Raw genomic sequence first — 21,895 nt, 5'->3', positions numbered from 1 at the left:
GGGTCGGGCCGGGATCGGTGCAGGACGGGAGCGCACGTGGTCCGAGTTCGAGGCGGTCGGCGAACGGTGCTGATCGCGGGAATCGCCGTGCTGGTCGTGGTGCTGGGGACGGGCGCCTGGGCGGTCTTCTTCCGGACGTCGTCCTCGGCCGCGGCCGGGGTGACCTACCGGGCCACCGCGGTGACCTCGGGGACCCTGCGCCAGACGGTGTCCGCGTCCGGGACGGTCGACGCGACCGACACCGAGGACCTCGCGTTCCCGGCCTCCGGTCAGGTCACCGGGGTGTGGGTCGCCGCCGGGCAGAAGGTGACCAAGGGCCAGCGGCTCGCCGCGATCGACTCGGCCCAGCTGTCCAGCGCGCTGGCGGCGGCCCGGGCGACGCTGGCCACCGCCAAGGCGAAGCTCGCGAGCGACTCCGGTGCGTCGAGCACGCAGGTCTCGGCCGACAACGCCTCGATCACCGTCGCGCAGAACCAGGTGACCGCGGCGACCGCGGACCTGGACGGGGCCACGCTCACCGCGCCGTTCGCCGGCACGGTCACCACGGTCGGGTACACGGTCGGCCAGCAGGTCGGCTCGGGCTCGTCCTCGGGCACCGGCTCGTCGTCGCCCTCGGAAACCGGCTCGGACACCGGTTCCCAGGGCGGCGGCGGGACCGGGTCCACGTCCGCGTCGTCCGCGGCATCGTCCACGTCGGCGTCGGCGTCCATCCACCTGGTGAGCACCGGCTCGTACGAGATCGACGCGACCGTCGACGCCACCGACGTCGGGAAGATCGCCAGGAACAACCAGGTGACGATCACCGTCGGCAACTCGACCCAGGCCGTGTTCGGCACCGTCTCCTCGGTGGGCATCGTCGCCACCACCACCTCCGGGGTCGCGTCGTTCCCGGTCGTGGTCGCGGTGACCGGCAGCCCGACCGGCATCTATCCCGGGGCGACCGCGAGCCTGCAGATCGTCTACAAGCAACTGGCCGACGTGCTGCTGGTGCCGACGCTGGCGATCAACCGGTCCGGCGGCGCCACCACGGTGCTGGTGCAGAACGGATCCGAGCAGGAGCGGCGGACCGTCCGGACCGGACTGACTTCGGGTGCGGAGACCCAGATCACCAGCGGGCTGAGCGCGGGGCAGCAGGTGCTCGTGGCGATCCCGACCGGGCTCGGCACCGGGACGGGCACCGGCACGCGCACCGGTCGTACCGGGACCGGCGGGACCGGCGGGTTCCCGGGCGGCGGCACGGGCGGGTTCCCGGGCGGCGGCACCGGAGGCTTCCCCCGCGGTGGTACCGGCACCGGCGGAGGGAACGGCGGATGATCCCGATCCCCTCGCCGGTGCCGCCGGTCATCGACCTGGCCGGCGTGACCAAGACCTACCGCAGTGGCAGCCTCGAGGTGCACGCGCTGCGCGGCATCACCCTGCGGATCGAGCCGGGCGAGTATGTCGCGATCATGGGCCCGTCCGGGTCCGGCAAGTCCACGCTGATGAACATCCTCGGCTGCCTCGACGTGCCCTCCACCGGCTCCTACCACCTGGCCGGCGAGGACGTCAGCGAGATGTCGGAGGACCAGCTCGCGGACGTCCGCAACCGCCGGATCGGCTTCGTCTTCCAGCAGTTCAACCTGCTGCCGTCGCTGCCGGCCTGGCGCAACGTGGAGATCCCGCTGATGTACGCGGGGGTGCAGCGGGCCGAGCGGCGGGACCGGGCGCTCGGCGCCCTGGAGCGCGTCGGGCTCGCCGACCGGGCGGCGCACCGGCCGGGCGAGCTGTCCGGCGGCCAGCAGCAGCGGGTCGCCGTCGCCCGGGCGCTGGTCGGCAGCCCCGACCTGCTCCTGGCCGACGAGCCGACCGGCAACCTCGACTCGGTCTCCACCGCCGACGTGCTCCGGCTGCTGGCCGAGCTGCACACCGCCGGCCGCACGATCGTGCTCATCACCCACGAGGCCGAGGTCGCCTCGCAGGCCGGCCGGGTGATCCGCATGTTCGACGGCCACGCCAGCGAAGCTGTGGGGGTGTATCGGTGAGCCGACGAAGGAGCGAGCATCGCCGCCCGCCCCATGCGGTTGCCCGCGGAGCGGAACGACCGACGAGGCGAACCAGGGCAGCACAGTGAGCTGGATGGACACGCTGCGGACGGGGCTGGAGGCCATCCGTACGCACCGGTTGCGTTCCGGGCTGACCATGCTGGGGATCCTCATCGGCATCGCCGCGGTCATCCTCACCGTTGGGCTCGGCATCGGCGCACAGCGCCAGGTCACCGCGCAGGTCCAGGCACTGGGCACCAACCTGCTCATCGTCTCGCCGGGCAGCACGACCACCGGCGGCGTCCGGGGCGGGTTCGGCTCGGCCTCCACGCTCACCTCCGCCGACGCCGCCGCGCTCGGGAACCGCACCGCCGCGCCGGACGTCGAGGCGGTCGCCGCGACCACGTCGGCCTCGGAGACCCTGCAGAACGGCTCGGCCAACTGGACCACCAGCGTCGTCGGCACCTCCCCGTCCTGGATGCCCGTACGGGCCCGGAAGCTCCAGTCGGGCCGGTTCCTGTCCACAGTGGACGAGACGTCGATCGCGGCGGTGACGGTGCTCGGGTCCAGCACCGCGACCGAGCTGTTCGGCCCGCTGAACCCGGTCGGGCAGTCGGTGACGATCGACGGCAAGCCGTTCGAGGTGATCGGCGTGCTGGCCTCGACCGGATCGACCGGCTCCACCAACGACGACGACCAGGCCATCGTGCCGATGAGCACGGCCCAGCAGCGGGTGATCGGCGGCACCACCCGGACCTCGGTCCAGACCATCTACGTCCAGGCGGCGTCGTCCACGGTGATGTCGGCCGCATACCAGGAGACGCAGAGCCTGCTGCTCGCGCTGCACGGCATCGAGAACACCGCCTCGGCCGACTTCACCGTCACCAGCCAGTCGTCGCTGGTGTCCGCGGCGTCCTCTGTGGACAAGACGCTGACCATCCTGCTCGGCGGCATCGCGGCGATCTCGCTGCTGGTCGGCGGCATCGGCGTCATGAACATCATGCTCGTCTCCGTGACCGAGCGGATCCGCGAGATCGGCCTGCGCAAGGCGCTCGGCGCCCGGCCGCGGCTGATCCGGCGGCAGTTCCTGGTCGAGGCGTCCGTGCTCGGCCTGGCCGGCGGCTTGATCGGCGCGATCGTCGGCATCGTCGGCGCGCACGTGCTGCCGCCGCTGATCTCCAACCCCATCGCGGTGTCCGTACCCGCGGTCGTCGGCTCGATCGTGGTCGCGCTGGCGATCGGGCTCGGGTTCGGCGTCTATCCCGCCGGTCGCGCCGCCCGGCTGGCCCCGATCGACGCCCTGCGCAGCGAATGAGCATCATCCGTCCACTTTGGAGACTGTCGTGAACCGTCGTCCTACGGTCCTGGCGCTGGCGGCCGGCGTGCCGGCCGCGGTCCTGCTGCTCGTGGCGTGCGGGGGCGGGGGCTCGTCCACGTCGGCCGCCGCTCCGGTCGCGGCCGCCTCCTCGGCGGCGCCGGCCGCCGGCGGTGGTGGCGGGAACCGAGGCCCGGCCGCGTCCGGGGAGATCGCGGCGGTGTCCGGGACCACGATGCAGGTCCAGGACACGTCGTCGCAGACCGCGGTGACCTGGTCGTCCTCGACCAGGTTCACCAAGTCGGAGAGGACCGCGCTGGCCGCCGGCTACTGCGTGACCGCGACCGGCACGCCCGGATCGGGCGCCGACGCGCTCACCGCCACGACCGTACGGGTGGTGGCGACGAGCGGGAGCTGCACCGTGACCCGGCCCGGCGGGGCGAACGGCACGCCGTTCCCGCGGCCCTCGGGCGGCGCCCGTCCCTCCGGGCGCACGCGACCGTCCGGCGGTGCGCGGCCGTCCGGTGCGCCGGGCGGCGGCAACTTCGCCACCGCGTTCGGCACCGTGAAGTCGGTGTCCGGCTCGACCGTCACGCTGTCCGGCACGGTGCGGACCGGCGGGCAGTTCGGCCGGTCGCCGGGCGCGACGCCGTCGGCGACCCCCGCCGCGACGACCGTGACGCTGACGCTCGCCTCGTCCGCCACGGTGGAGCGGACGGTCGCCGGCACCGGTGCCGACGCCAAGGTCGGCCTCTGCGCGACCGCGATCGGCAAGGCCGACTCGACCGGCACGGTCGCGGCGACCACGATCTCGCTCACGCCCAAGGGCGCGAACGGCTGCACCGGCGGCTTCGGGCGCTTCCCGGGCGGCGGTTTCGGTGGCTAGCCGCCGGGTGGTCCTCCCGGTCACCGTCGCGGGCGTGCTGGTCGTCGCGGCCGGCGGCGTCGGGGCGTACGCGGCGGTGGGCGGGTCGGGTGGGGACTACCGGACCGCGGTGGCCGGGTTGCGCTCGGTCAGCGCGACGCTGCCGGCGACCGGGACGGTGCTGCCGTCCTCCTCCGCGACGGTGTCGTTCCCGATCACCGGCACGGTCGCGACCGTGCCGGTGTCGGTGGGTTCGGCGGTGTCGGCGGGGTCCGTACTGGCCACTGTGGACGGATCGGCGCTCAGCTCGACACTGGCGCAGGCGAAATCCGCGCTGGCACAGGCGAAGCTGACCCTGGAGCAGGACCGCGACGGCGGCTCGCCGTCGTCCGGGTCGACCGCGAACCTCACCGCGGTCGTGCTGTTCGCGGCGACCTCGCCGCCGCCCGGTGGGTCGGTGGCGGCGGCGCAGCGCGCGGTCGAGCAGGCCCAGCAGAAGGCGGACGCGGCACTGTCCACTTCGGACCACGACCTCGCCGCCGCGGCCGCGGCCTGCTCGGCGACGCAGGGCTGGTCCGGCGCGCTCGGGTTCGTGGAGACGTCGCCGACGGCCACTCCGAGCTCGGCTCCGACGCCGACCGCCACTCCGACCGCGCCGGGGGTGGACGTCACCGCGTGCCTGGCCGCGCTGAAGAAGGTGCAGTCGGACCAGGCGGCGACGCAGACCGCGCAGCGGGCGGTGTCGACGGCGCAGGCCGCGCTGAGCAAGGCGATCGCGGCGTCCGCCGGGTCGGGCGGCTCCGCCGGGTCGGGTGGTTCCGCCGGGTCGGGCGGGTCGGGTGGGTCCGGCGGTTCGGCGTCCGGCGGTTCGACCTCCGGCCGTCCCTCGTCGGGTGCGTCCCCGTCCGCCGGCGCGTCCTCGGGGTCCTCGACCGGGTCGTCGCGATCCGGCGGCGCGTCCTCGACCGGGTCGTCGCGCTCGGGCGCCGCGTCCTCGGGCACCGGGAGCGGGTCGAGCGCAGGCGGATCCCGGTCGGGCAGTGGCGCGGGCTCGGGCAGCACCTCCTCGGGCACCGGCCGGACGATCACCCCGGAGCAGATCGCCGCCGACCAGGCGGCCATCACCGCGGCCGCGGCGCAGGTCAGGGTCGCGCAGCAGAACCTGGCCCAGGCCACGCTGCGCAGCCCGATCGCCGGGACCGTCGCCGCGGTGGCCGTCAAGGCCGGCGACACCGTCAGCGCGAACTCCACCACCGCGACGGTCCAGGTCGTCGGCGCCGGGGCCCACCAGCTGACCGTCGGCGTCGACGTCACGAAGGTCCCGTCGGTGCAGGTGGGCCAGGCCGCGAGCGTGCGGCCGGACGGCGGCACCGCGGCCCTGCCGGCGAAGGTCACCGCGGTCGGGGTCGCCCCGACGACCAGCGGCGGGACGACCTACCCGGTCACGCTGGCCTTCACCGGCACGCCGCAGGGCCTGCGCGACGGGATCAGCGCCGCGGTCACGATCATCACGGCGCAGGCGTCCTCGGCGCTGGCCGTGCCGACGTCCGCGGTCAGCCGCACGGCGGTCGGCGCGTTCGTCACGGTCCTCGCCGACGAGAAGACCACCACCACCCGGGTGCAGCTGGGCGCCGTCGGTCCCGACTACACGCAGATCACGTCCGGCATCAGGGCCGGCACCGTGGTCGTCCTGGCCGACCTGTCCCGGGCGGTCCCGTCCAGCTCGACCACCAGCACCCGGTTCGGCACCGGCACCGGCACCGGCCGCTTCGGCGGGACCGGCGGGTTCGGCGGCACACCCCCACGCTGAATTCCTCAAGCGACGCCGGACACCACGGTGTCCGGCGTCGCGCCCAACTCAGGCCGGGACGACGACCTCGACGCGGCCGGTGTGCACGTCGTACAGGCCGCCGAGGACGAGGAGGTCCTGCGGCAGGTAGGGCCAGCTGCGGATGCGCTGCACGTCCCGGGCCAGCGTGCCGCGCTGGTCGGTGATCGTGTGGAACTCCAGGCTGCGGGTGTCCAGGCCGCTGTCGGCCGCGATCGTGGCGTGCACGTCGGCGTCGGTGACCTTGGTCATCCGGCAGTCGGTGTGCGCGAGCAGCAGCACCCGGTCGACCCCGAGCAGGTGCACGGCCAGCACCAGCGTGCGCAGCACGTCGTCGGTGACCCGGGCGCCGGCGTTGCGCAGGATCTTGGCGTCGCCGTCGGTCAGCCCGAGCATCCGCAGCGGCGAGATGCGGGAGTCCATGCACGTGACCACGGCCAGCCCCCGCGCGGCCCGCCCGGCCAGCCCCTTGTCGACGAACCGCGCCGCGTAGTCGGCGTTCGCCTCGAGCACATCGTCGAACCCACCCATCCCGCCATTCCAGCACCTCCCACTCGCCTCCCGCTGATCTCCAACCGAGATCACACCCTCAGGAGGCCGCGACCAGTTCCAGCGCTGACACCTGAGCCAGACGGTCGAAGTCGGCGTCGTGGTGCAGCAGCGGCCGCCCCGTCCGAATGCAGACCGCGGCGATGAGGCAGTCGGTCGTCCGCCTGATCGTCAGCCCCTGGCGCCGGGCCGCCCGGTAGAGCAGAGCAGCGGCCCGGAAGTCGTCCAGACCCTCCAGCGGAAGGATGTCCATCGCCAGTAGCTGCCGCTCGACTGTGAGCAGATCGCCGTCGTTCCGGATGCCCTGCAGGATCTCGGTGTAGACCACGTCGGTCAGCCCCACCGGCTGCTCGTCGTCGAGTTCCTGGGAGACGACCGCGACCTGCCAGGTGTCCCGGCCGGCGAAGAAGTCGATCCAGACACTGGTGTCGACGATCACCCGGTTCGGCCGCCGCGGGTCAGGTCCAGATCGAGGTCGAACTCGACCCGGCCGCGAAGCGCCAGCATTCCCTTGGCTTTGCGTCGCCGGATCAGCTCGGCCAGCGCGTACTCCACGGTTGCCTTCTTGGTCCTCGTGCCGGCCAGACCCTGCGCCTCGGCGAGCAGCGCGTCGTCGATGTCGATGTTGGTCCGCACCTCCCCCATCGTACACACGAATTGGTCCAACGATGTGTACGGATTCGGTGTGCGACGTCAGGTGCGGGGACGGAGTGCGGCGAGGAGGGGCCAGAGTGCTTGGGTGCCGGCGGCGGCTCGTTCGGCGAGGCCGACGTGGGCGCCGTCGGTGGCGAGCTCGGCCGCGAACCAGGCGACGAGAGCCAGCAGGGCGGCCGCGGCGACGCGGTCGGCCGGGCGGCGGACGATGGCCGGCCACGCGGCCAGCGCCCCGAACGCGACCGTGGCCGCCGCCGTGTGCGCGGCCGAGTTGCCGTCGCCGGCCGGCAGCGGGAACGCCGCGACCAGCACGGTCGCCGCCCCGCCGACGCCGTACAGGACCCGGGCCGGTCGGCCCGCCGAGCGCAGGGCGGCCGCGGTCGTCAGGTGACAGACCCCGACCGCCGCCAGCGCCGCCGTCATCACCTCCCGGTGATCGGCGTCCCGCGCCGCCAGCGCGCTGATCGTCCCGGTGACCTGGTCGAACCCGCCCCGCTGCACCGCCGCGGCGAGCGTCCAGCCGCCGATCAGCAGCACCGGCGCGGCCGCCGACGACACGACCCCCCACCACGGCGCCGACCTCACAGGCCGGTGTTGAGGAGGGTGGCGAGGCGCGCGGTGGTGGGGGAGGCGAGGAAGGCTTCGAGCGGGACCTCGGTGCCGCTGCCGTCGGCCAGCGGCAGCCGCCAGTTGGGGTACTCGTCCAGCGTGCCCGGGAGGTTGGGCTGGCGGATGTCGCCGACCGCGTCCGCCGGCATCGCCAGCACGACCCGGCACGGCGTCTTGATCAGCGTCCGGTACATGTCCAGCACCAGCTCCTCGTCCGAGGCTCCGGAGCGGGCCAGGCCCTCGGCCCGCATCATCGCCAGCAGCCGGTCCTTCTCCTCGCCGACCCGCTTGCGTTCCTCGTCCTCCGGCCGGTCCAGCTGGCCGAGCGAGGCCCGGATCCGGACCTGCTCGTCGGCCAGCAGCCCGTACGCGGTGGGCAGGTCGTGGGTGGACACGCTCGCCACCGCCCGCTCCCGGTAGTCCGCCGGCCGCAACGGCGTGATCTCGTCCTCCTCCCGGGAGAACCAGAGCACGGCCGAGCCGAGCACCCCGGCCTTGTCCAGCGCGACCCGGCTGGAGGGCAGGACGGTGCCGAGGTCCTCGCCGACGACGAGCGCGCCGGCCCGGGTCGCCTCCAGCACGACCGCCGCGATCATCGCCGCCGCGTCGTAGGAGACGTACGTCCCGCCGGCCGCCCCGCGCCCGGCCGGCACCCACCAGAGCCGGAACAGTCCCATCACGTGGTCGACCCGCAGCCCGCCGCCGTGCTGCAACGCCGCCCGGACCACCTGCCGGAACGGCTCGTACGAGGTCTCGGCCAGCCGTGCGGGCAGGAACGGCGGGAAGCCCCAGTCCTGCCCGCGCTGGTTGAACGCGTCCGGCGGCGCCCCGACGGTCGCTCCCGAGGCCAGCTCGCCCGGCTGCAGCCAGGCGTCGGCGCCGGCCGGGTCCACCCCGACGGCCAGGTCGTGCACGATGCCGACCGCCATGCCGCCGTCGCGGGCCTCCTGCTGGGCCGCGTCCAGCTGCTCGACCGCGCGCCGCTGGATCCAGCGGTGCAGCCGGACCAGCTCGGGGTCGGCCGCCATCAGCGCGGCCGGTCCCGGCGTCCGCAGGTCCTCCGGCCAGGTCCGCCAGTCCGCGCTGTACTGCTCGGCCAGGGCGCAGAAGACCGCGAACCCCTCCGGCCCGGACCAGTCGTGGTCGGTCTCGGCGGGCGCGTCCGGCGGGACCAGCAGGGCCAACGCCACCCGCTTGGCCCGCCAGACCGCGTCCCGGTCGATCAGCTCGGCGTTCGGCGGCCGCAGCGTGTCGACCTGGTCCCGCAGCTCGGCCGGCGCCGAGCCGTACTCCGGCAGCGCGTCCACCGCGACCGCGAGCTGGTCGGCGAACCGCCGGGAGGAGGGAAAGTACGGCGAGGTCTGGATCGGCAGCACCGGCGTCACCGCGTGCATCGGGTTGACCAGCAGCACGCCGGCGCCCTGGGCCGCGGTCTCCCGGGCCAGGGTGCGCAGGTCGGCGTAGTCCCCGATGCCCCAGGACCGGGCCGAGCGCAGCTGGTAGAGCTGCACCTGCCAGCCCCAGAGCCGGCCGCCGTCGGCCGGGTCGGGCAGCGCCGACGGCGCGACCACGACCGGGGTCCCGTCCGGCAGCTGGTGCACGCCGTCCGGCAGGGCGTCGCCGGACGCGACCGTGGTGGTCCGGCCGCCTTCCAGCTGAACAGGACCGCCGACCGGCGCCGGCCCGGTGGTCACCAACGCCCGCTTCGGCGGCGGCCCGACCAGATCGAGGGTGGCCTCGATCGCCTCGGGGGCGACGGCGCGCTGTTTCCGCTCCCAGTCCAGGTACGACGTCGCCACGCCGGCCTCAGCGGCCCGCTGCTCCAGATCCACGCAGTCGCCCTACCCGCTCGGTCCGTCACTCACCATGCAGCGGCACCGGCAGGTCCGGCGGCGGGGCGATCTTCGCCCACCGCTCGACCGTGTCGTCGGTCGCCACCGCGGCCGACCCGGCGAACGTCGTCACCGCGGCCCGGTCGAGCACGTCGTCCGGGAACGCCCCGCGGGAGGCCGCCTTGCGGACTCCGTCCAGCGGCAGCGGCGCGGAAGAGGCAAGGAACACCACGTTGCCCGCGTCCCGCTCGCGCAGCAGGTCCCGCTCGGCCACCAGCCCGACGTGCGCGAACGCTCGCAGCAGGGTCGCGGCCTCGGCCCGGGACACCCGCAGCGGCGGGCAGTCGATGACGTTGAGGAGGTAGACGCCGTCCGGGCGCAGCACCCGGCGTACCTCCCGGGCGAACTCGACGGTGGCCAGGTGGGCCGGCACCACGACGCCGGAGAACGCGTCGCCGATGACGACGTCCGCGCTGGCGTCGGGCCGCTCGGCCAGCCGGGCCCGGGCGTCGCCGACCCGGACGCGCAGCCCGGGTGAGGCCGCCAGCCCGAGGTGCTCGCGGGCGATCCGGACCAGCTCGCCGTCGTACTCGAAGACGATCTGGCGGGAGCGGGGCCGCGTCGCCGCGACGTACCGGGGCAGGGTGAAGCCGCCGCCGCCCACGTGCAGCACCTCGATCGGCTGCCGCGGCGGCCGCAGCAGGTCCAGGACGTCCCCGATACGCCGTACGTAGGAGAACTCGAGATGGGTCGGGTCGGCCAGGTCCACGTACGAGCTCTCGTGGCCGTCGAGGAAGATCATCCGGCCCGACGGCCGGGACGGGTCGCCCTCGATGCTCACGACGGTATGCGTGGCCTGCAGGTCGTACGGCGGGACGGGCGGGAGTGCGGGGGAGGGACGCCGCCCGGCGTCCCGCACGGAGCTGCGGCGGTGCATGATCCCAGGGTGGCACGCGCGGGAACCTGCACGTTCTGCCGGATCATCTCGGGCGAGCTGCCGGCGGTCACGGTGCTGGACACCCCCGACCTGCTGGCCTTCCTGGACACCAAGCCGGTCTTCCACGGCCACGTGCTGCTGGTCCCGAAGGTGCACGTCACCACGTACAAGGAGCTGCCGGCCGAGCTGGTGCCGGAGTTCGCGCTGACCGCGCAGCGGCTGGAGGTCGCGGTCGAGCAGGGCCTGGACGTGCCCGGGTCGATGGTGCTGGTCAACAACGTCGTGAGCCAGTCCGTACCCCATCTGCACCTGCACGTCATCCCGCGCAAGCCCAAGGACGGGCTGCGCTTCTGGCTCGGGCCGCGCCATCCGTACACGGACGAAGATCCACCAGAAGGGTACGCGGAGCGCATCCGCGCGTTTCTGCTGAGCAACTAGTGACTTCAGGTGTGTCGGCCGGGACTGTCGGTGAGATCTGGGTAAGGTCCCTCAGCCGAGCCCGGGGGACCGCGCCGGCACCGTCTGCTTCACTACCTGGGGTCTCTCGCAGGTCCACTCGTCGCCGGGTGGCGGTGTCGTTGGTGGCCGCAGCCGCGGTCGCCGGCGCACTCCCGCTGTTCGTCGGCTCCGGCACATCCGGGGCGGCACCTGCTTCAACTGCGCTCCGTTCGGTGTCGACACCAGCGCGAAGTCGGCGTCGGCGAAGACGAAGCTGGCGCCGGGTGCCGGCAAGCTCAGCGACATGCCGTCGACCAAGAAGGTCCTCGGCTAGTCACAGCACCAACCTGCACGGTCGGGTGCCGGTGTCCGAAGTGGACGCCGGCCTTCCGGCATGTCCGGGTACAGTCGTATCGGTCCGGCGGTCAACGGCGATCGCCGGTGAGCGTTCGCACAGGGGTGTTCTTGTGGCACGGATGTCGGCTTGGCAGTCAGCCCAGCACCAGCTCGCCGAGGCGGTACGAGAGCTCGGCCTCGACGACGGATTCCACGAGCTGCTGCGGACACCGCGCCGCGAGCTCACCGTGGCCGTGCCCCTGCGGCACGACGACGGGCACGTCGAGGTCCTGACGGGCTACCGCGTCCAGCACAACCTGACCCGGGGGCCGGCCAAGGGCGGTGTCCGCTTCCACCCGGCCACGGACATCGACGAGGTCCGGGCGCTGGCGATGTGGATGACCTGGAAGTGCGCCCTCATCGGGGTGCCGTACGGCGGGGCCAAGGGCGGTGTCGCCGTCGACCCCAAGGTGCTCTCCCGCAACGAGCTGGAGCGGGTCACCCGGCGGTACGCGTCGGAGATCATCCCGATCATCGGCCCCGAGCGCGACATCCCGGCGCCGGACGTCGGCACCGACGAGCAGACCATGGCCTGGATGATGGACACCTACTCCATCCACTCCGGCTACACGGTCACCGGCGTCGTCACCGGCAAGCCCGTCTCGGTCGGCGGCTCCGAGGGCCGCGGCGGCGCCACCAGCCGCGGGGTGATGTACGCGGCCTTCAGCGCGCTGAAGGACGCCGGCGTCGACGCGCGCGGGGCGACCGTCGCCGTCCAGGGCTTCGGCAAGGTCGGCGGCCTGGCGGCGCAGTTCCTGCACGACGCCGGCTGCACGGTCGTCGCGGTCTCCGACGTCGGCGGCGGCGTGTACGACGCCTCCGGCCTGGACACCGCGGGCCTGCTGCGGCACGTGCGCGGTGGCGCCGGCACGGTGGTCGGCTACCCCGGCACCGACCGGATCTCCAACGAGGAGCTGCTCGAGCTCGACGTGGACATCCTGGTCCCGGCCGCGCTCGAGGGCGTCCTGCACGAGGACAACGCGGCCAAGGTCCGGGCCCGGTTCGTGGTCGAGGGCGCGAACGGGCCGACCACCCCGGACGCGGACGCGATCCTGGCCGAGAACGGCGTGCTGGTGGTGCCGGACGTGCTGGCCAACTCCGGCGGCGTCGCGGTGTCGTACTTCGAGTGGGTCCAGGACCTGCAGGCGTACTTCTGGAGCGAGGACGAGGTCAACGACCGGCTCAAGGCCCTGATGGAACGGGCGTACGGGCAGGTCGCGGCGCTGGCGGCCGAGCGGAAGGTGTCGATGCGGACCGCGGCGCAGATGATCGGCGTCGGCCGGGTCGCGGAGGCCCACCGGACCCGGGGGCTCTACCCCTGACCGGACCCCTGACCGGGCTGCGGCGCGCCGGGCCGGTCTTGTCGTCGCCGCATGCTTGAATGGCCCCCAGCCAATCGCCCTGTACTGCGTCGGAGGAAGCGAGACCGTGGACGCCGCCGAAGCACTGAACCCGCCGGCAGACCCGGCCGACGGCGCGGAGCCGGCTGACGGGTTGACCCGGCGCGAGCGCGAGATCCTCGCGTTCGAGCGGCAGTGGTGGAAGTACGCGGGCGCCAAGGAGCAGGCCATCAAGGACCTGTTCGACATGTCCGCGACGCGGTATTACCAGGTGCTCAACGCGCTGATCGACCGACCCGAGTCCCTCGCGGCCGATCCGATGCTGGTCAAGAGGCTGCGCAGACTGCGCGCCAGCCGGCAGCGTGCGCGTTCGGCCCGGCGCCTGGGCATCGAAAGCCCCTAGAGGCTCCGATAGCCCGCTTCACGTTCGACGACCTCAACGGCGGTTCGGGGGACCCGCCGGAAGAGGAAATCCTGGGACTATCGATGGCGGCACCGCCACCATCGACCGGAGGGAGACCACCCGTGGCCCGGCTGCGGTCCGCGCTGGCCGCGCCCGGCGGCGCCCGGCTGGTCGGCGTGCTCGTGGCGCTGGTCGGAGTGGCCCTGCTGATCGTCGGCGTCGTCGCGCTCGGCGGAGGGTCGCCGGGCACGTCCGGAGCCGCGCCCGCGCCGGCGTCCTCGTCTGCGCCGTCTACGTCCGCGCCGTCGACGTCCGCGCCCACCCCGACCGCCGCTTCCGCCACCGAGCCGTCGACCGAGCCGTCCGCGAGTCCGACGCCGCGGCCGACCACTCCGACGCCGACGCCGGCGCCGCCCGCCCGGACCTCCGCGGCCCGCGCACCGGTCACCGTGCTGAACAACTCGGTGATCAAGGGCCTGGCCGACCGGGCCGCGGCCCAGGTCCAGGCCCAGGGCTGGCAGGTCGCCCAGGTCGGCAACTTCGCCGGCCGGCTCGAGGTGACCACGGTCTACTACACCCCTGGGAACGCGGCCCAGGAGGCGGCGGCCCGCGAGCTGGCCCGCGAGTTCTCCCAGGTCAACCAAGTCCTCCCGCGCTACGCCGGCCTCCCGCCCACCCCCGCCGGCATAGTCCTCGTCATCACCAAGGACTGGTGAGCCGACCGCCCCGGCCTTGCCCGCAGCGAGGATCAACGCCCATACTGAATCCGCCGGATCCCAGGGGTTCGGAAGTGGAGCCGGGACCTCCCGCCGGACGGCGGGCGCCCGGCTCTCGCGCTGTCAGCCGAGCTCCACGAGCAGCACTCGGAGCGAGTGGTCCAGCGGCTTTCGATACCTGGAATCCCCGCGGAGGTCAGCCAGAATGGCTCCGGCCACGGTGTCCGGCAACCAGAGACATCGGTCCTGCGCCGGGAGGCCGTGTTCAAAGCGCATGCCGGCCGGCATCACGTTCTTGCGCCGGAAGCCGGCGAGAGCGGTGGTGTCGGCCCGGTCGCGCTCCGGCCCGCGCGACTCGGCCCGAACGAGGCCGACCGATCGTGTACGCAGGTCCCAGAGCAACCGTTCGAGGCACTGCCGGCGAGCCCGGTCCTGCCGACGTGGATCGACCGGCGTGCCCACGATCACCACCGAGTCACAATTCAGGTCCGCGACCGCCAGCGCCAATTCGGCGCGCCGGACGGGCGACTCGCGGTGCCAGTGCACTCGCACCTGACTGCCGAGGACAAGGCTTCCCAAGCCCGATCTGATCTCCGGCTCCTCGGCCGGCCCGACGATCGTGGCGACGAGGACGTAGTGTCCGTCGCCGCCGCCGCGCGGCGGGGTCCGGCGGCGGGTCCGGGGAGTGCTCGGGGGCGATCCCGACGGCGAAGGCCGCGCTGAGCGGGATGTCCGTGACCGAGGTCTCCCTCCCCGAGGGCTGCACGGTCGTCTGGGTCAAGACGCCGTCGACCGACCCCCAGGTGGGCAAGGACATCTGCGACAAGGTCGCGGGCGAGGTCTTCCAGCTCGGGATCGTCGGCGTCGCGGTGGAGAGCGACAGCGGCAAATCCCTCGCCGTCGGCGCCCCCTTCCAACCCTGCACGACGCTCTGACCCGGCCGCGGGCGGCGTCGCTTGATCGGCTCCGCCCGCGCGGGCACCCTGTGGTTGTGTCCACACCGCATCCGGGTCGACGCTGGTCGGCGCCGGTGGCCGTGCCGGCGGACCTGTCCTGCCTGCGCGGCCCGACGACGGGCCGGATCACCCTGCCGCACCGGCTCTACTGGTCCGGCACCGGCGCCCCCCGCACCCTCGACCTCACCGACCCCGCCGAGCGGGACCTGCTCTACAGCATCGTGCTCACCGAGGGTCTCGAGGAGGACGTCTGCACGCTTCTCGACGCCGAGATCCTCGCCGGGCTCTGGCCGACGCTCTGGCTCTCTCCGCACGTACGCGACGCCTGGGCTCCCTTGTTGAACCGGGCCGTCTGAGTGCTAGACCCGCTCAGGCGGGTTGGCGGCGGGAGGCGAACGCGGCGAGGGCGGCTACCTGGGTGGGATCCAGGGACGGGCGGACGTTGCGGCGGGCCGCGGTCATGTCCGCGGCGGTGACCTCGGGCGCGTCCAGGTCGCGGCGCATCGCGGCGAGCGCCGCTTCCCGGACCAGCGCGGTCAGGTCGGCCCCGCTGTACCCCTCGGTGTCGGCGGCGACCGCGTCCAGGTCGATCCCCTCGCCGAGCGGGGTCCGCTTCACCGTGGCCCGCAGGATGTCGCCCCGCGCGGCCGCGTCCGGCGGTGGCACGAAGACCAGCCGGCCCATCCGCCCGGGCCGCAGCAGCGCCGGGTCGACCAGGTCGGGCCGGTTGGTGGCGCCGACCACGACGACGTCCTGCAGCCCCTCGATCCCGTCCAGCTCGGTGAGCAGGGCCGCCACCACCCGATCGGCGACGCCACTGTCGGTCGACTGGCCCCGTACGGGGGCGAGCGCGTCGACCTCGTCCAGGAACACCAGTGCCGGCGCTGCCTCCCGGGCCCGCCGGAACAGCTCCCGGACGGCCCGCTCCGACTCGCCGACCCACTTCGACAGCAGCTCGGCGCCCTTCACCGAGAGCACGTTCGCCTGCCCGGTCCCGGCCATCGCCCGGACCAGGAACGTCTTGCCACAGCCGGGTGGCCCGTACAGCAGCACGCCGCGGGCCGGCTGGACACCCAGCCGCGCAAAGGTGTCCGGATAGGACAGTGGCCAGAGGACGGTCTCGGTGAGCGCCTGCTTCACCTCGGTCATGTCGCCCACGTCGTCCAGCGTCAGGTCGGGGATGTCCAAAGTGGACTCGGACATCGCCGTCGGCCGGACCACCTCCAGCGCGCCGAGCAGGTCGTCGGCGAAGATCATCGGGTTGGCGACGTCCTTCTGCCGCAGCGCGGCCCGGATCGCCGCCTCCCGGCGCAACGCCAGCAGGTCGGCGGCCACGAATCCCGGCGTCTTCTCCGCGATCTCGTCCAGGTGCACGTCCGAGGCCAGCGGGGAGGACCGCAGCAGCACGTCCAGCAGGGCGCGGCGCCCGGCCCGGTCCGGCAGTGGTACGGACAGCTCGTGGTCCAGCCGCCCCGGCCGCCGCAGCTCCGGCGACACCCCTTCCGGCCGGGCGCTGGTGCAGATCACCGCGACCCCGGGCGCGGTCACCGCCCGGGAGACCACGTCCAGCAGCACGGTCGCGACCGGCTTGGCGTCCTCCCGCGGCGCCAGCGCCTCGACGTCCTCGATCAGCAGCACCGCCGGCGTACGCCGGGAGGCCTCGGCCACCGCCTCGCGCAGCGCCGACGCGGCCGCGGACGCCTCCAGCGCGGCGATCCCGGGCGCCCACCGCCGTACGACGGAGGCGCCGACGGCGGCCGCGACCGACCGGACCAGCGTGGTCTTGCCCGACCCGGCCGGGCCGGTGACGAGGATGCCGAGCTGCGGGGTCGTCCCGAGCCGGGCCAGCACGTCGGTGTGGTGGAAGCCGAGGTCCAGCCACTCCCGCAGCTGCCCGGCCTGGGACTGCAGCCCGGGCAGGTCCTCGATCGCGGGCGCCGGGTCGTCCTCGGCCGGGCCGCCGCCGGCGGTCGCGCCGGCCAGCGCCGGGGTCGCGCTGCCGGTGGTCGAGGCGCCGTCCCGCCAGCCGACGACGGTGCCCATGGTCACCAGCGCCGGCCCTTCCGGCTCCGTCCCGGTCACGGTGAGCAACGTCGTGGTCCAGGCCATGCCCATCGCGGTCGACAGGCTGCGGCGGGCGGAGGCGGCACCGCGCAACGCACCCGGGGCGGCGTCCTGGGGGAGCAGCGAGACGTTGTCACCGGCGGTGACGACCTTGCCGAGCAGCGCCTCTCGCAGCATCGTCGGCCGGACCGCGGTCATCGCGTCGGCGGCGCCGGCGACCACGACCCGGCGGGCCTCGTTCAGGTTGGCCGGCGCGACCGTGACCGGGTCGCCGTCGCGGACGCCGAGATTGCCCAGCAGCAGGTCGTCGCAGAGCAGCTCGCCGCGGGCCCCGTCGGAGACGGCGGCGACCGCGCCGGTGGTCCGGGCGCCGGTCAGCCGGACCGCGTCCCAGGGCGCGAGGCCGAGCGCGGCCAGCACCTCCCGGTGCAGCCGGACCACGCCGCGCCGGGCGTCGAGCCGGGCGGTGGTGAGCCGTGCGGTCAGCGTCAACGCGCGCCGGTCGGACGCCGGATTTGTCACCCGGGGAGTCTAGGCTGGAAACAGATCACGGCATGGCAACCGAACGGGCACGAGTGACGTCAGCCAGGAGAGGAACTGGTACGCGAGTCACAGCGTTCGCGTTACCGTCGGGATGCGCGGTTCGGCAACGGAGCCGCCGCGGAGTTGGCTGTGCAGGGAGCAGGAGCACATGGACAGCAGTGGGTACCGCAGTGACGGCGTCGGGCTGGCCGTGGCCATCGTCAACGCTGTGTACGGAGCCGAGCCCGACGTCGACGACGGCGACCTGCTCGAGACCTCACTGCGCGAGTTCGGCGTGATGAACCGCACGCTGTCCGTCCGCGAGAAGGCGGGGCTGCGGGGCTGGGCCGGCCACCTCCACAACGTGTTCGCGGCCGACGACGCCGACGACGCGGCGCACCTGCTCAACCAGCTCCTCGACGTGGTCGTCACCCATCCGTACCTGACCGGACACGGTGGCCGGCTGCACCTGCACTACGCGCCGGCCGAGGCCGACCCGCTGCACCGGGTGCAGGCCAGCACGGCGATGGGCCTGGCGATCGTGCTCTGCGACTACGGCATGGCCCGGCTGGGCGTCTGCCGGGCCTCCGACTGCGAATGCGTGTACGTCGACGTCTCCCGCAACGCTCAGCGCCGGTTCTGCTCGGAGAGCTGCGCCAACCGGACGAACGTCGCTGCCTTCCGCGCCCGGGCCAAGAACACCTCGGCGACCGCCAGCGTCTCCGGCTGAGCCTTCGACCCTCGTCGAAGGGTTCCGGGCCTCGCGTCGTCCGGATGAGCGTTCCCGACGACCCGGGCTGGGTGCTCGACGGCATCCCGTTCGGTGAAGGCCCACGCCGCTGGCCCGGCGAGCAGCACGCGCCGGGCTCTCGCCGAGGGCGTCCTGGACGGCCTCAGGCCAGGATGACCTCCACCGCCGGCGGCTCGGCGGTCGGCTCCAGCTCCAGGTGGGTCGCGCCCGCGGCCAGCGCGAGGTCGACGGCCGCGGCCCGCAGGATCACCACCTGACCCTCGTCGGCCGACACCGCCAGCGTCGAGACCGCCGCGCGCACCGAGACGTGCGCACCGCTCTTGGCCCGGCGGACCTCGCCCAGCACCCAGGAAGCCAGCTCCGGCAGTCGCGGGTCGACCGTCCCGGCAGCGGCCCGCAGCGAGGACGCCGCCGGCCAGGCCGCGGCGTGGATCGAGCCGTCGTGCCACCAGGACCAGACCTCGTCGGTGCTGAACGGCAGCGTCGGCGCGAGCAGCCGCAGCAGCACGTCCAGCGCGGCCCGCAGCCCGGCCACCGCGGAGGCGGCACCGGCCGGGTCGGTCGCCCCGTACGCGCGGGACTTCACCAGCTCCACGTGGTCGTCGCAGAACCACCACGCGTACGCCTCGGCCGCGGCCAGCGCCCCGGCGTGGTCGTAGGAGTCGAAGGCCTCGGTGGCGGTGGCGACCGTGTCGGCCAGCCGGGCCAGCGCGGCCCGGTCGACGGCCGCGGTGGGCGCGCCGCCGGAGTACGGGAGCCCGAGCACGAACCGGGCCACGTTGAGCAGCTTCACCGCCAGCCGCCGCCCGACCCGCAGCTGCCCGGGGTCGTACGCGGTGTCCACCCCGAGCCGGGCCGACGCCGCCCAGTACCGCACCGCGTCCGCCCCGAATCGCTCCAGCGGCTCGGCCGGCGTCGTCACGTTGCCGCGCGACTTCGACATCTTCTTGCGGTCCGGGTCCAGCACCCAGCCCGAGATCGCGGCGTCCGACCAGGGCAGCCGGTCCAGCGCGAGGTGCGAGCGCAGCACCTCGGTGAACAGCCAGGTCCGGATGATCTCGTGCGCCTGCGGGTGCAGGTCGTACGGGAAGACGCGCTCGAACAGGTCCGGGTCGCCGTACCGGTCGCCGGCGATCCAGGGGGTCAGCGACGAGGTCGCCCAGGTGTCGAGCACGTCCCGCTCGCCGGTGAACCCGCCCGGCTGATCCCGCTGCGACGCGGTGTACCCGGGCGGCGCGTGGACGGCCGGGTCGACCGGCAGCGAGGCCGGCAGCAGGATCGTCCCGTGGTCCGCCGACCCGTCGGCGGAGATCCCGTACCAGAGCGGGATCGGCACGCCGAAGAACCGCTGCCGACTGACCAGCCAGTCGCCGGCCAGGCCGCGGACCCAGTCCTCGTAGCGGGTCCGCATGAAGTCCGGGTGCCAGTGCAGCTCGCGGCCGCGGGCCAGCAGCGCCGCCCGCAGCTCCGGGTCCCGGGAGCCGTTGCGCAGGTACCACTGTCCACTCGCGACGATCTCCAGGGGGCGGCGGCCGTTCTCGTAGAAGGAGACCGTGTGCCGCACCGGCCGCGGCTCCCCGCGCAACGCGCCGGCCGAGCGCAGCAGCTCCACCGTCCGCTTGCGGGCCGAGAACACGGTCAGCCCGGCCAGCTCCTCGTACGGCGGGCCGACACCGTCCGGCGGCGCGGCCAGGAAGCGACCGTCCCGGCCGAGCACCGGGCGGGTCGGGAGCCCGAGCTCCCGCCACCAGGTCACGTCGGTGAGGTCGCCGAACGTGCAGACCATCACCAGCCCGGTGCCCTTGTCCGGCTCCGCCAGCCGGTGCGCGAGCACCGGCACCTCCACGCCGAACACCGGCGTCCGGAGGGTGGTCCCGACCAGCGCGGCGTACCGGGGGTCGGTGGGGTGCACGACGACGGCCACACAGGCCGGCAGCAGCTCGGGCCTGGTGGTGTCCACTGTGTACTGTCCGAACGCGAGCGAGTGCCAGGCCCCGTCGACCTCGCGGTCCTCCAGCTCGGCCTGGGCCACCGCGGTGCCGAAGTCGGCGTCCCACAGCGTCGGCCCGTCCGCCCGGTACGCGTCGCCGCGGCCGAGGTCGTCCAGGAACGCCTGCTGCGCCGTCCGGCGGGACCGCGCGTCGATGGACGAGTACGCCAGCGACCAGTCCACCGAGAGCCCCAGCCGGCGCCAGGCCGCGGCGAACACGGTCTCGTCCTCGGCCGCCAGCTGCTCGCAGAGCTCCACGAAACCCTGCCGGCTCACCGGCACCGGGCGGCGGGAGTCCGGAGTGGACGGTGGCCGGAAGTCCGGGTCGTACGGCAGGGTCGGCTCGCAGCGCACCCCGAACACGGTCTGCACCCGGCGCTCGGTCGGCAGCCCGTTGTCGTCCCAGGCCACCGGGTAGAACACGGCCCGGCCGCGCATCCGCTGGTAGCGGGCGACGAGGTCGGTGTGGGTGTAGGACAGGACGTGCCCGATGTGCAGCGAGCCGCTGACGGTCAGCGGCGGCGAGTCGACCGAGAAGACCTCGGAGCGGGAGCGGGAGCGGTCGAAGCGGTACGTGCCGGCGGCGTCCCAGCGCGCGGCCCACTTCTCTTCCAGGCCGTCCAGCGACGGCCGATCCGGGAGCGCGTCCATGCCGGAACCGTACGTCGCAGGGCAAGGCGAAAAGGTCAGCCCAGGCCGGAGAGGCGGTCCAGCAGGGACGCCTTGATCCGCGGGCGGGAGCCGAAGACGAGCAGGAACAACGCCTCCCGGCTCAGCCGCTCGGCGTGGCTGCCGGCCAGCGCGGCCGCGCTGCCCGTGGACACCGCCAGCGCGGCCGCGGCCCGGACCGCCAGCTCGGACGCGGCCGCCCGGGCGGAGGGCATCGCGTCCTCGTCGGGCGAGGTGATCGCGTCGTCCAGGGCCCGCCGGCAGGCGGCGATCTCGGCCCCGAGCTCGTCGGCGGCGCTGCCGGTGAGGAACGAGACGCACCGGCCGGCGACCCCGAGCGGGAGCGAGCCGTTGCTGCGCAGCGGCGGCCCGGTGAACCCGGCAGCCCCGTAGGGGACGACGGCCCGTTCCCGCGACGCCGGCACCGGCAGCCCGGCGAACTCCAGCCGTACGGTCGAGGCGGCGTCGGCGGCGACCGTCCGCTGCCGTTGCGCGGTCAGGCCCGGTCGTTCGACCGCGTCCACGATCAGCCAGACCACGGTGTCCTCGGGTCCGCGGGCGGCCACGTGCAGCACGTCGACCAGCCCCCAGCCGGTGACCCAGGGTGACTCGCCGGACAGCAGCCAGCCGCCGGCCGGGTTCGGGGTCGCCCGCAACCGCGGCGGCCCCGGCAGCAGCCCGCCGTACGCGGCCCCGGCCCGGGCCGAGCCGGCCGCCAGGGCGGGCAGCCAGTCCGCCCGCAGCACCGCCGGGGCGTCCGGCTCGGCCAGCGCCCGGACCAGCCCGTGGTGCTGGGTCCAGACGAACGTGGTGGCCAGGCTGCCGCTCGCCAGCGCCTCCACCACCTGCCCGAACGCCGGCAGGTCGAGGTCGGCGCCGCCGACCGACGCCGGCGCGGCCGCCCCGTACAGCCCGGCGGAGGCGAGCAGCTCCAGCTGCAGCACCGGGACCTGGTCGGCCCGGTCGACCGCCGCCGCCGCCGGGAACAGCACGTCGTCCGCGATCCGCCGTGCCGTCTCCAGGAGCGTCACGACGGAAGA

General features: G+C 74.2%; 22 protein-coding genes. 12 read left to right on the top strand and 10 right to left on the bottom strand.

Going from position 1 to position 21,895, the window contains the following annotated elements:
- Positions 1-66 precede the first annotated feature (66 nt).
- The 5 genes from VGP36_14500 (at position 67) to VGP36_14480 (ending at position 6,011) form a co-directional block, all read left to right on the top strand.
- A complete protein-coding gene (locus tag VGP36_14500; GenBank protein ID HEV7655925.1) occupies positions 67-1,314 on the top strand; it encodes a biotin/lipoyl-binding protein in 1,248 nt (415 codons plus the stop codon).
- Positions 1,311-2,021, top strand: coding sequence for an ABC transporter ATP-binding protein (locus VGP36_14495; protein HEV7655924.1), 711 nt, complete (start codon positions 1,311-1,313; stop codon positions 2,019-2,021). Before VGP36_14500 ends, VGP36_14495 begins: the two co-directional genes overlap by 4 nt.
- 94 nt (positions 2,022-2,115) lie before the next feature.
- Positions 2,116-3,336: an ABC transporter permease gene (locus VGP36_14490; protein ID HEV7655923.1), complete on the top strand. Its 1,221-nt coding sequence runs from the start codon at positions 2,116-2,118 to the stop codon at positions 3,334-3,336.
- A 28-nt stretch (positions 3,337-3,364) separates the two neighbouring features.
- A complete protein-coding gene (locus tag VGP36_14485; GenBank protein ID HEV7655922.1) occupies positions 3,365-4,222 on the top strand; it encodes a hypothetical protein in 858 nt (285 codons plus the stop codon).
- Positions 4,215-6,011 carry a biotin/lipoyl-binding protein gene (locus VGP36_14480; protein HEV7655921.1) on the top strand — a complete coding sequence of 599 codons (1,797 nt, stop codon included), beginning with the start codon at positions 4,215-4,217 and terminating at the stop codon, positions 6,009-6,011. Before VGP36_14485 ends, VGP36_14480 begins: the two co-directional genes overlap by 8 nt.
- A 48-nt stretch (positions 6,012-6,059) precedes the next feature.
- Here VGP36_14480 and VGP36_14475 read toward each other — a convergent pair whose 3' ends face one another.
- The 6 genes from VGP36_14475 to VGP36_14450 are packed head-to-tail and all read right to left on the bottom strand — an operon-like array spanning position 6,060 to position 10,610.
- Positions 6,060-6,560: a carbonic anhydrase gene (locus VGP36_14475; protein HEV7655920.1), complete on the bottom strand. Its 501-nt coding sequence runs from the start codon at positions 6,558-6,560 to the stop codon at positions 6,060-6,062.
- A gap of 58 nt (positions 6,561-6,618) precedes the next feature.
- Entirely contained in the window at positions 6,619-7,017 is a 399-nt protein-coding gene (locus tag VGP36_14470; protein ID HEV7655919.1) for a PIN domain nuclease, read from the bottom strand.
- A complete protein-coding gene (locus VGP36_14465; protein HEV7655918.1) occupies positions 7,014-7,214 on the bottom strand; it encodes a type II toxin-antitoxin system VapB family antitoxin in 201 nt (66 codons plus the stop codon). The genes VGP36_14470 and VGP36_14465 overlap by 4 nt, the downstream gene beginning before the upstream one ends.
- Before the next feature lie 57 nt (positions 7,215-7,271).
- Positions 7,272-7,790 (bottom strand): DUF998 domain-containing protein, encoded by a 519-nt coding sequence (locus tag VGP36_14460; protein ID HEV7655917.1) that lies wholly within the window; start codon positions 7,788-7,790, stop codon positions 7,272-7,274.
- Positions 7,791-7,813: 23 nt separating this feature from the next.
- Entirely contained in the window at positions 7,814-9,673 is a 1,860-nt protein-coding gene (locus VGP36_14455) for a 4-alpha-glucanotransferase (protein HEV7655916.1), read from the bottom strand.
- 25 nt (positions 9,674-9,698) lie between these two features.
- Positions 9,699-10,610, bottom strand: a complete 912-nt coding sequence (locus VGP36_14450; GenBank protein HEV7655915.1) for a fused MFS/spermidine synthase — start codon at positions 10,608-10,610, stop codon at positions 9,699-9,701.
- 9 nt (positions 10,611-10,619) lie between these two features.
- Here VGP36_14450 and VGP36_14445 point away from each other — a divergent pair, with 9 nt between their 5' ends.
- The 4 genes from VGP36_14445 (at position 10,620) to VGP36_14430 (ending at position 13,903) form a co-directional block, all read left to right on the top strand.
- Complete coding sequence (locus tag VGP36_14445) at positions 10,620-11,048, top strand: HIT family protein (GenBank protein ID HEV7655914.1); 429 nt, start codon at positions 10,620-10,622, stop codon at positions 11,046-11,048.
- Between the two features lie 476 nt (positions 11,049-11,524).
- Entirely contained in the window at positions 11,525-12,766 is a 1,242-nt protein-coding gene (locus tag VGP36_14440; GenBank protein ID HEV7655913.1) for a Glu/Leu/Phe/Val dehydrogenase, read from the top strand.
- Positions 12,767-12,890: 124 nt separating this feature from the next.
- Positions 12,891-13,187 (top strand): DUF3263 domain-containing protein, encoded by a 297-nt coding sequence (locus VGP36_14435; protein HEV7655912.1) that lies wholly within the window; start codon positions 12,891-12,893, stop codon positions 13,185-13,187.
- A 122-nt stretch (positions 13,188-13,309) separates the two neighbouring features.
- On the top strand, positions 13,310-13,903 hold the full coding sequence (locus VGP36_14430) for a LytR C-terminal domain-containing protein (GenBank protein ID HEV7655911.1): 594 nt from the start codon (positions 13,310-13,312) through the stop codon (positions 13,901-13,903).
- A gap of 123 nt (positions 13,904-14,026) precedes the next feature.
- Here the strand turns inward: VGP36_14430 and VGP36_14425 are convergent, their stop codons facing one another.
- A complete protein-coding gene (locus tag VGP36_14425) occupies positions 14,027-14,449 on the bottom strand; it encodes a hypothetical protein (GenBank protein HEV7655910.1) in 423 nt (140 codons plus the stop codon).
- A gap of 182 nt (positions 14,450-14,631) precedes the next feature.
- Here VGP36_14425 and VGP36_14420 point away from each other — a divergent pair, with 182 nt between their 5' ends.
- Positions 14,632-14,838, top strand: a complete 207-nt coding sequence (locus tag VGP36_14420; protein HEV7655909.1) for a hypothetical protein — start codon at positions 14,632-14,634, stop codon at positions 14,836-14,838.
- A 56-nt stretch (positions 14,839-14,894) separates the two neighbouring features.
- The gene (locus tag VGP36_14415; GenBank protein ID HEV7655908.1) at positions 14,895-15,215 is read left to right on the top strand and encodes a hypothetical protein; all 321 of its coding nucleotides are present in this window, start codon (positions 14,895-14,897) and stop codon (positions 15,213-15,215) included.
- A 13-nt stretch (positions 15,216-15,228) separates the two neighbouring features.
- Here VGP36_14415 and VGP36_14410 read toward each other — a convergent pair whose 3' ends face one another.
- A complete protein-coding gene (locus VGP36_14410; GenBank protein ID HEV7655907.1) occupies positions 15,229-17,445 on the bottom strand; it encodes an AAA family ATPase in 2,217 nt (738 codons plus the stop codon).
- Positions 17,446-17,614: 169 nt separating this feature from the next.
- Between VGP36_14410 and VGP36_14405 the strand changes: the two genes are divergently transcribed.
- Positions 17,615-18,175: a CGNR zinc finger domain-containing protein gene (locus VGP36_14405; GenBank protein HEV7655906.1), complete on the top strand. Its 561-nt coding sequence runs from the start codon at positions 17,615-17,617 to the stop codon at positions 18,173-18,175.
- A 163-nt stretch (positions 18,176-18,338) separates the two neighbouring features.
- On the opposite strand, the gene valS is transcribed toward VGP36_14405, so the two are convergent.
- Together valS and VGP36_14395 are read right to left on the bottom strand one after the other, a co-directional pair.
- Positions 18,339-20,837 (bottom strand): valine--tRNA ligase, encoded by a 2,499-nt coding sequence (valS, locus tag VGP36_14400; protein HEV7655905.1) that lies wholly within the window; start codon positions 20,835-20,837, stop codon positions 18,339-18,341.
- A 35-nt stretch (positions 20,838-20,872) separates the two neighbouring features.
- Positions 20,873-21,886, bottom strand: a complete 1,014-nt coding sequence (locus VGP36_14395; GenBank protein HEV7655904.1) for an acyl-CoA dehydrogenase family protein — start codon at positions 21,884-21,886, stop codon at positions 20,873-20,875.
- Positions 21,887-21,895: the final 9 nt, after the last annotated feature.

The sequence above is a fragment of the Mycobacteriales bacterium genome (assembly GCA_035995165.1).
GTDB lineage: Bacteria > Actinomycetota > Actinomycetes > Mycobacteriales > CADCTP01 > CADCTP01.
The sequence above is the reverse complement of the archived record's forward strand: the minus strand, read 5'-3'. Positions and strand labels throughout refer to the sequence as shown.

Bases quoted from the DNA above. Each gene is read 5' to 3' on its own strand.
- VGP36_14490 (HEV7655923.1), top strand. From the start codon at position 2,116: ATGGACACGCTGCGGACGGGGCTGGAGGCCATCCGTACGCACCGGTTG.
- VGP36_14420 (HEV7655909.1), top strand. From the start codon at position 14,632: ATGTCCGTGACCGAGGTCTCCCTCCCCGAGGGCTGCACGGTCGTCTGG.
- VGP36_14495 (HEV7655924.1), top strand. From the start codon at position 1,311: ATGATCCCGATCCCCTCGCCGGTGCCGCCGGTCATCGACCTGGCCGGC.
- VGP36_14450 (HEV7655915.1), bottom strand. From the start codon at position 10,610: ATGCACCGCCGCAGCTCCGTGCGGGACGCCGGGCGGCGTCCCTCCCCC.
- VGP36_14440 (HEV7655913.1), top strand. From the start codon at position 11,525: ATGTCGGCTTGGCAGTCAGCCCAGCACCAGCTCGCCGAGGCGGTACGA.
- VGP36_14405 (HEV7655906.1), top strand. From the start codon at position 17,615: ATGGACAGCAGTGGGTACCGCAGTGACGGCGTCGGGCTGGCCGTGGCC.
- VGP36_14475 (HEV7655920.1), bottom strand. From the start codon at position 6,560: ATGGGTGGGTTCGACGATGTGCTCGAGGCGAACGCCGACTACGCGGCG.
- valS (HEV7655905.1), bottom strand. From the start codon at position 20,837: ATGGACGCGCTCCCGGATCGGCCGTCGCTGGACGGCCTGGAAGAGAAG.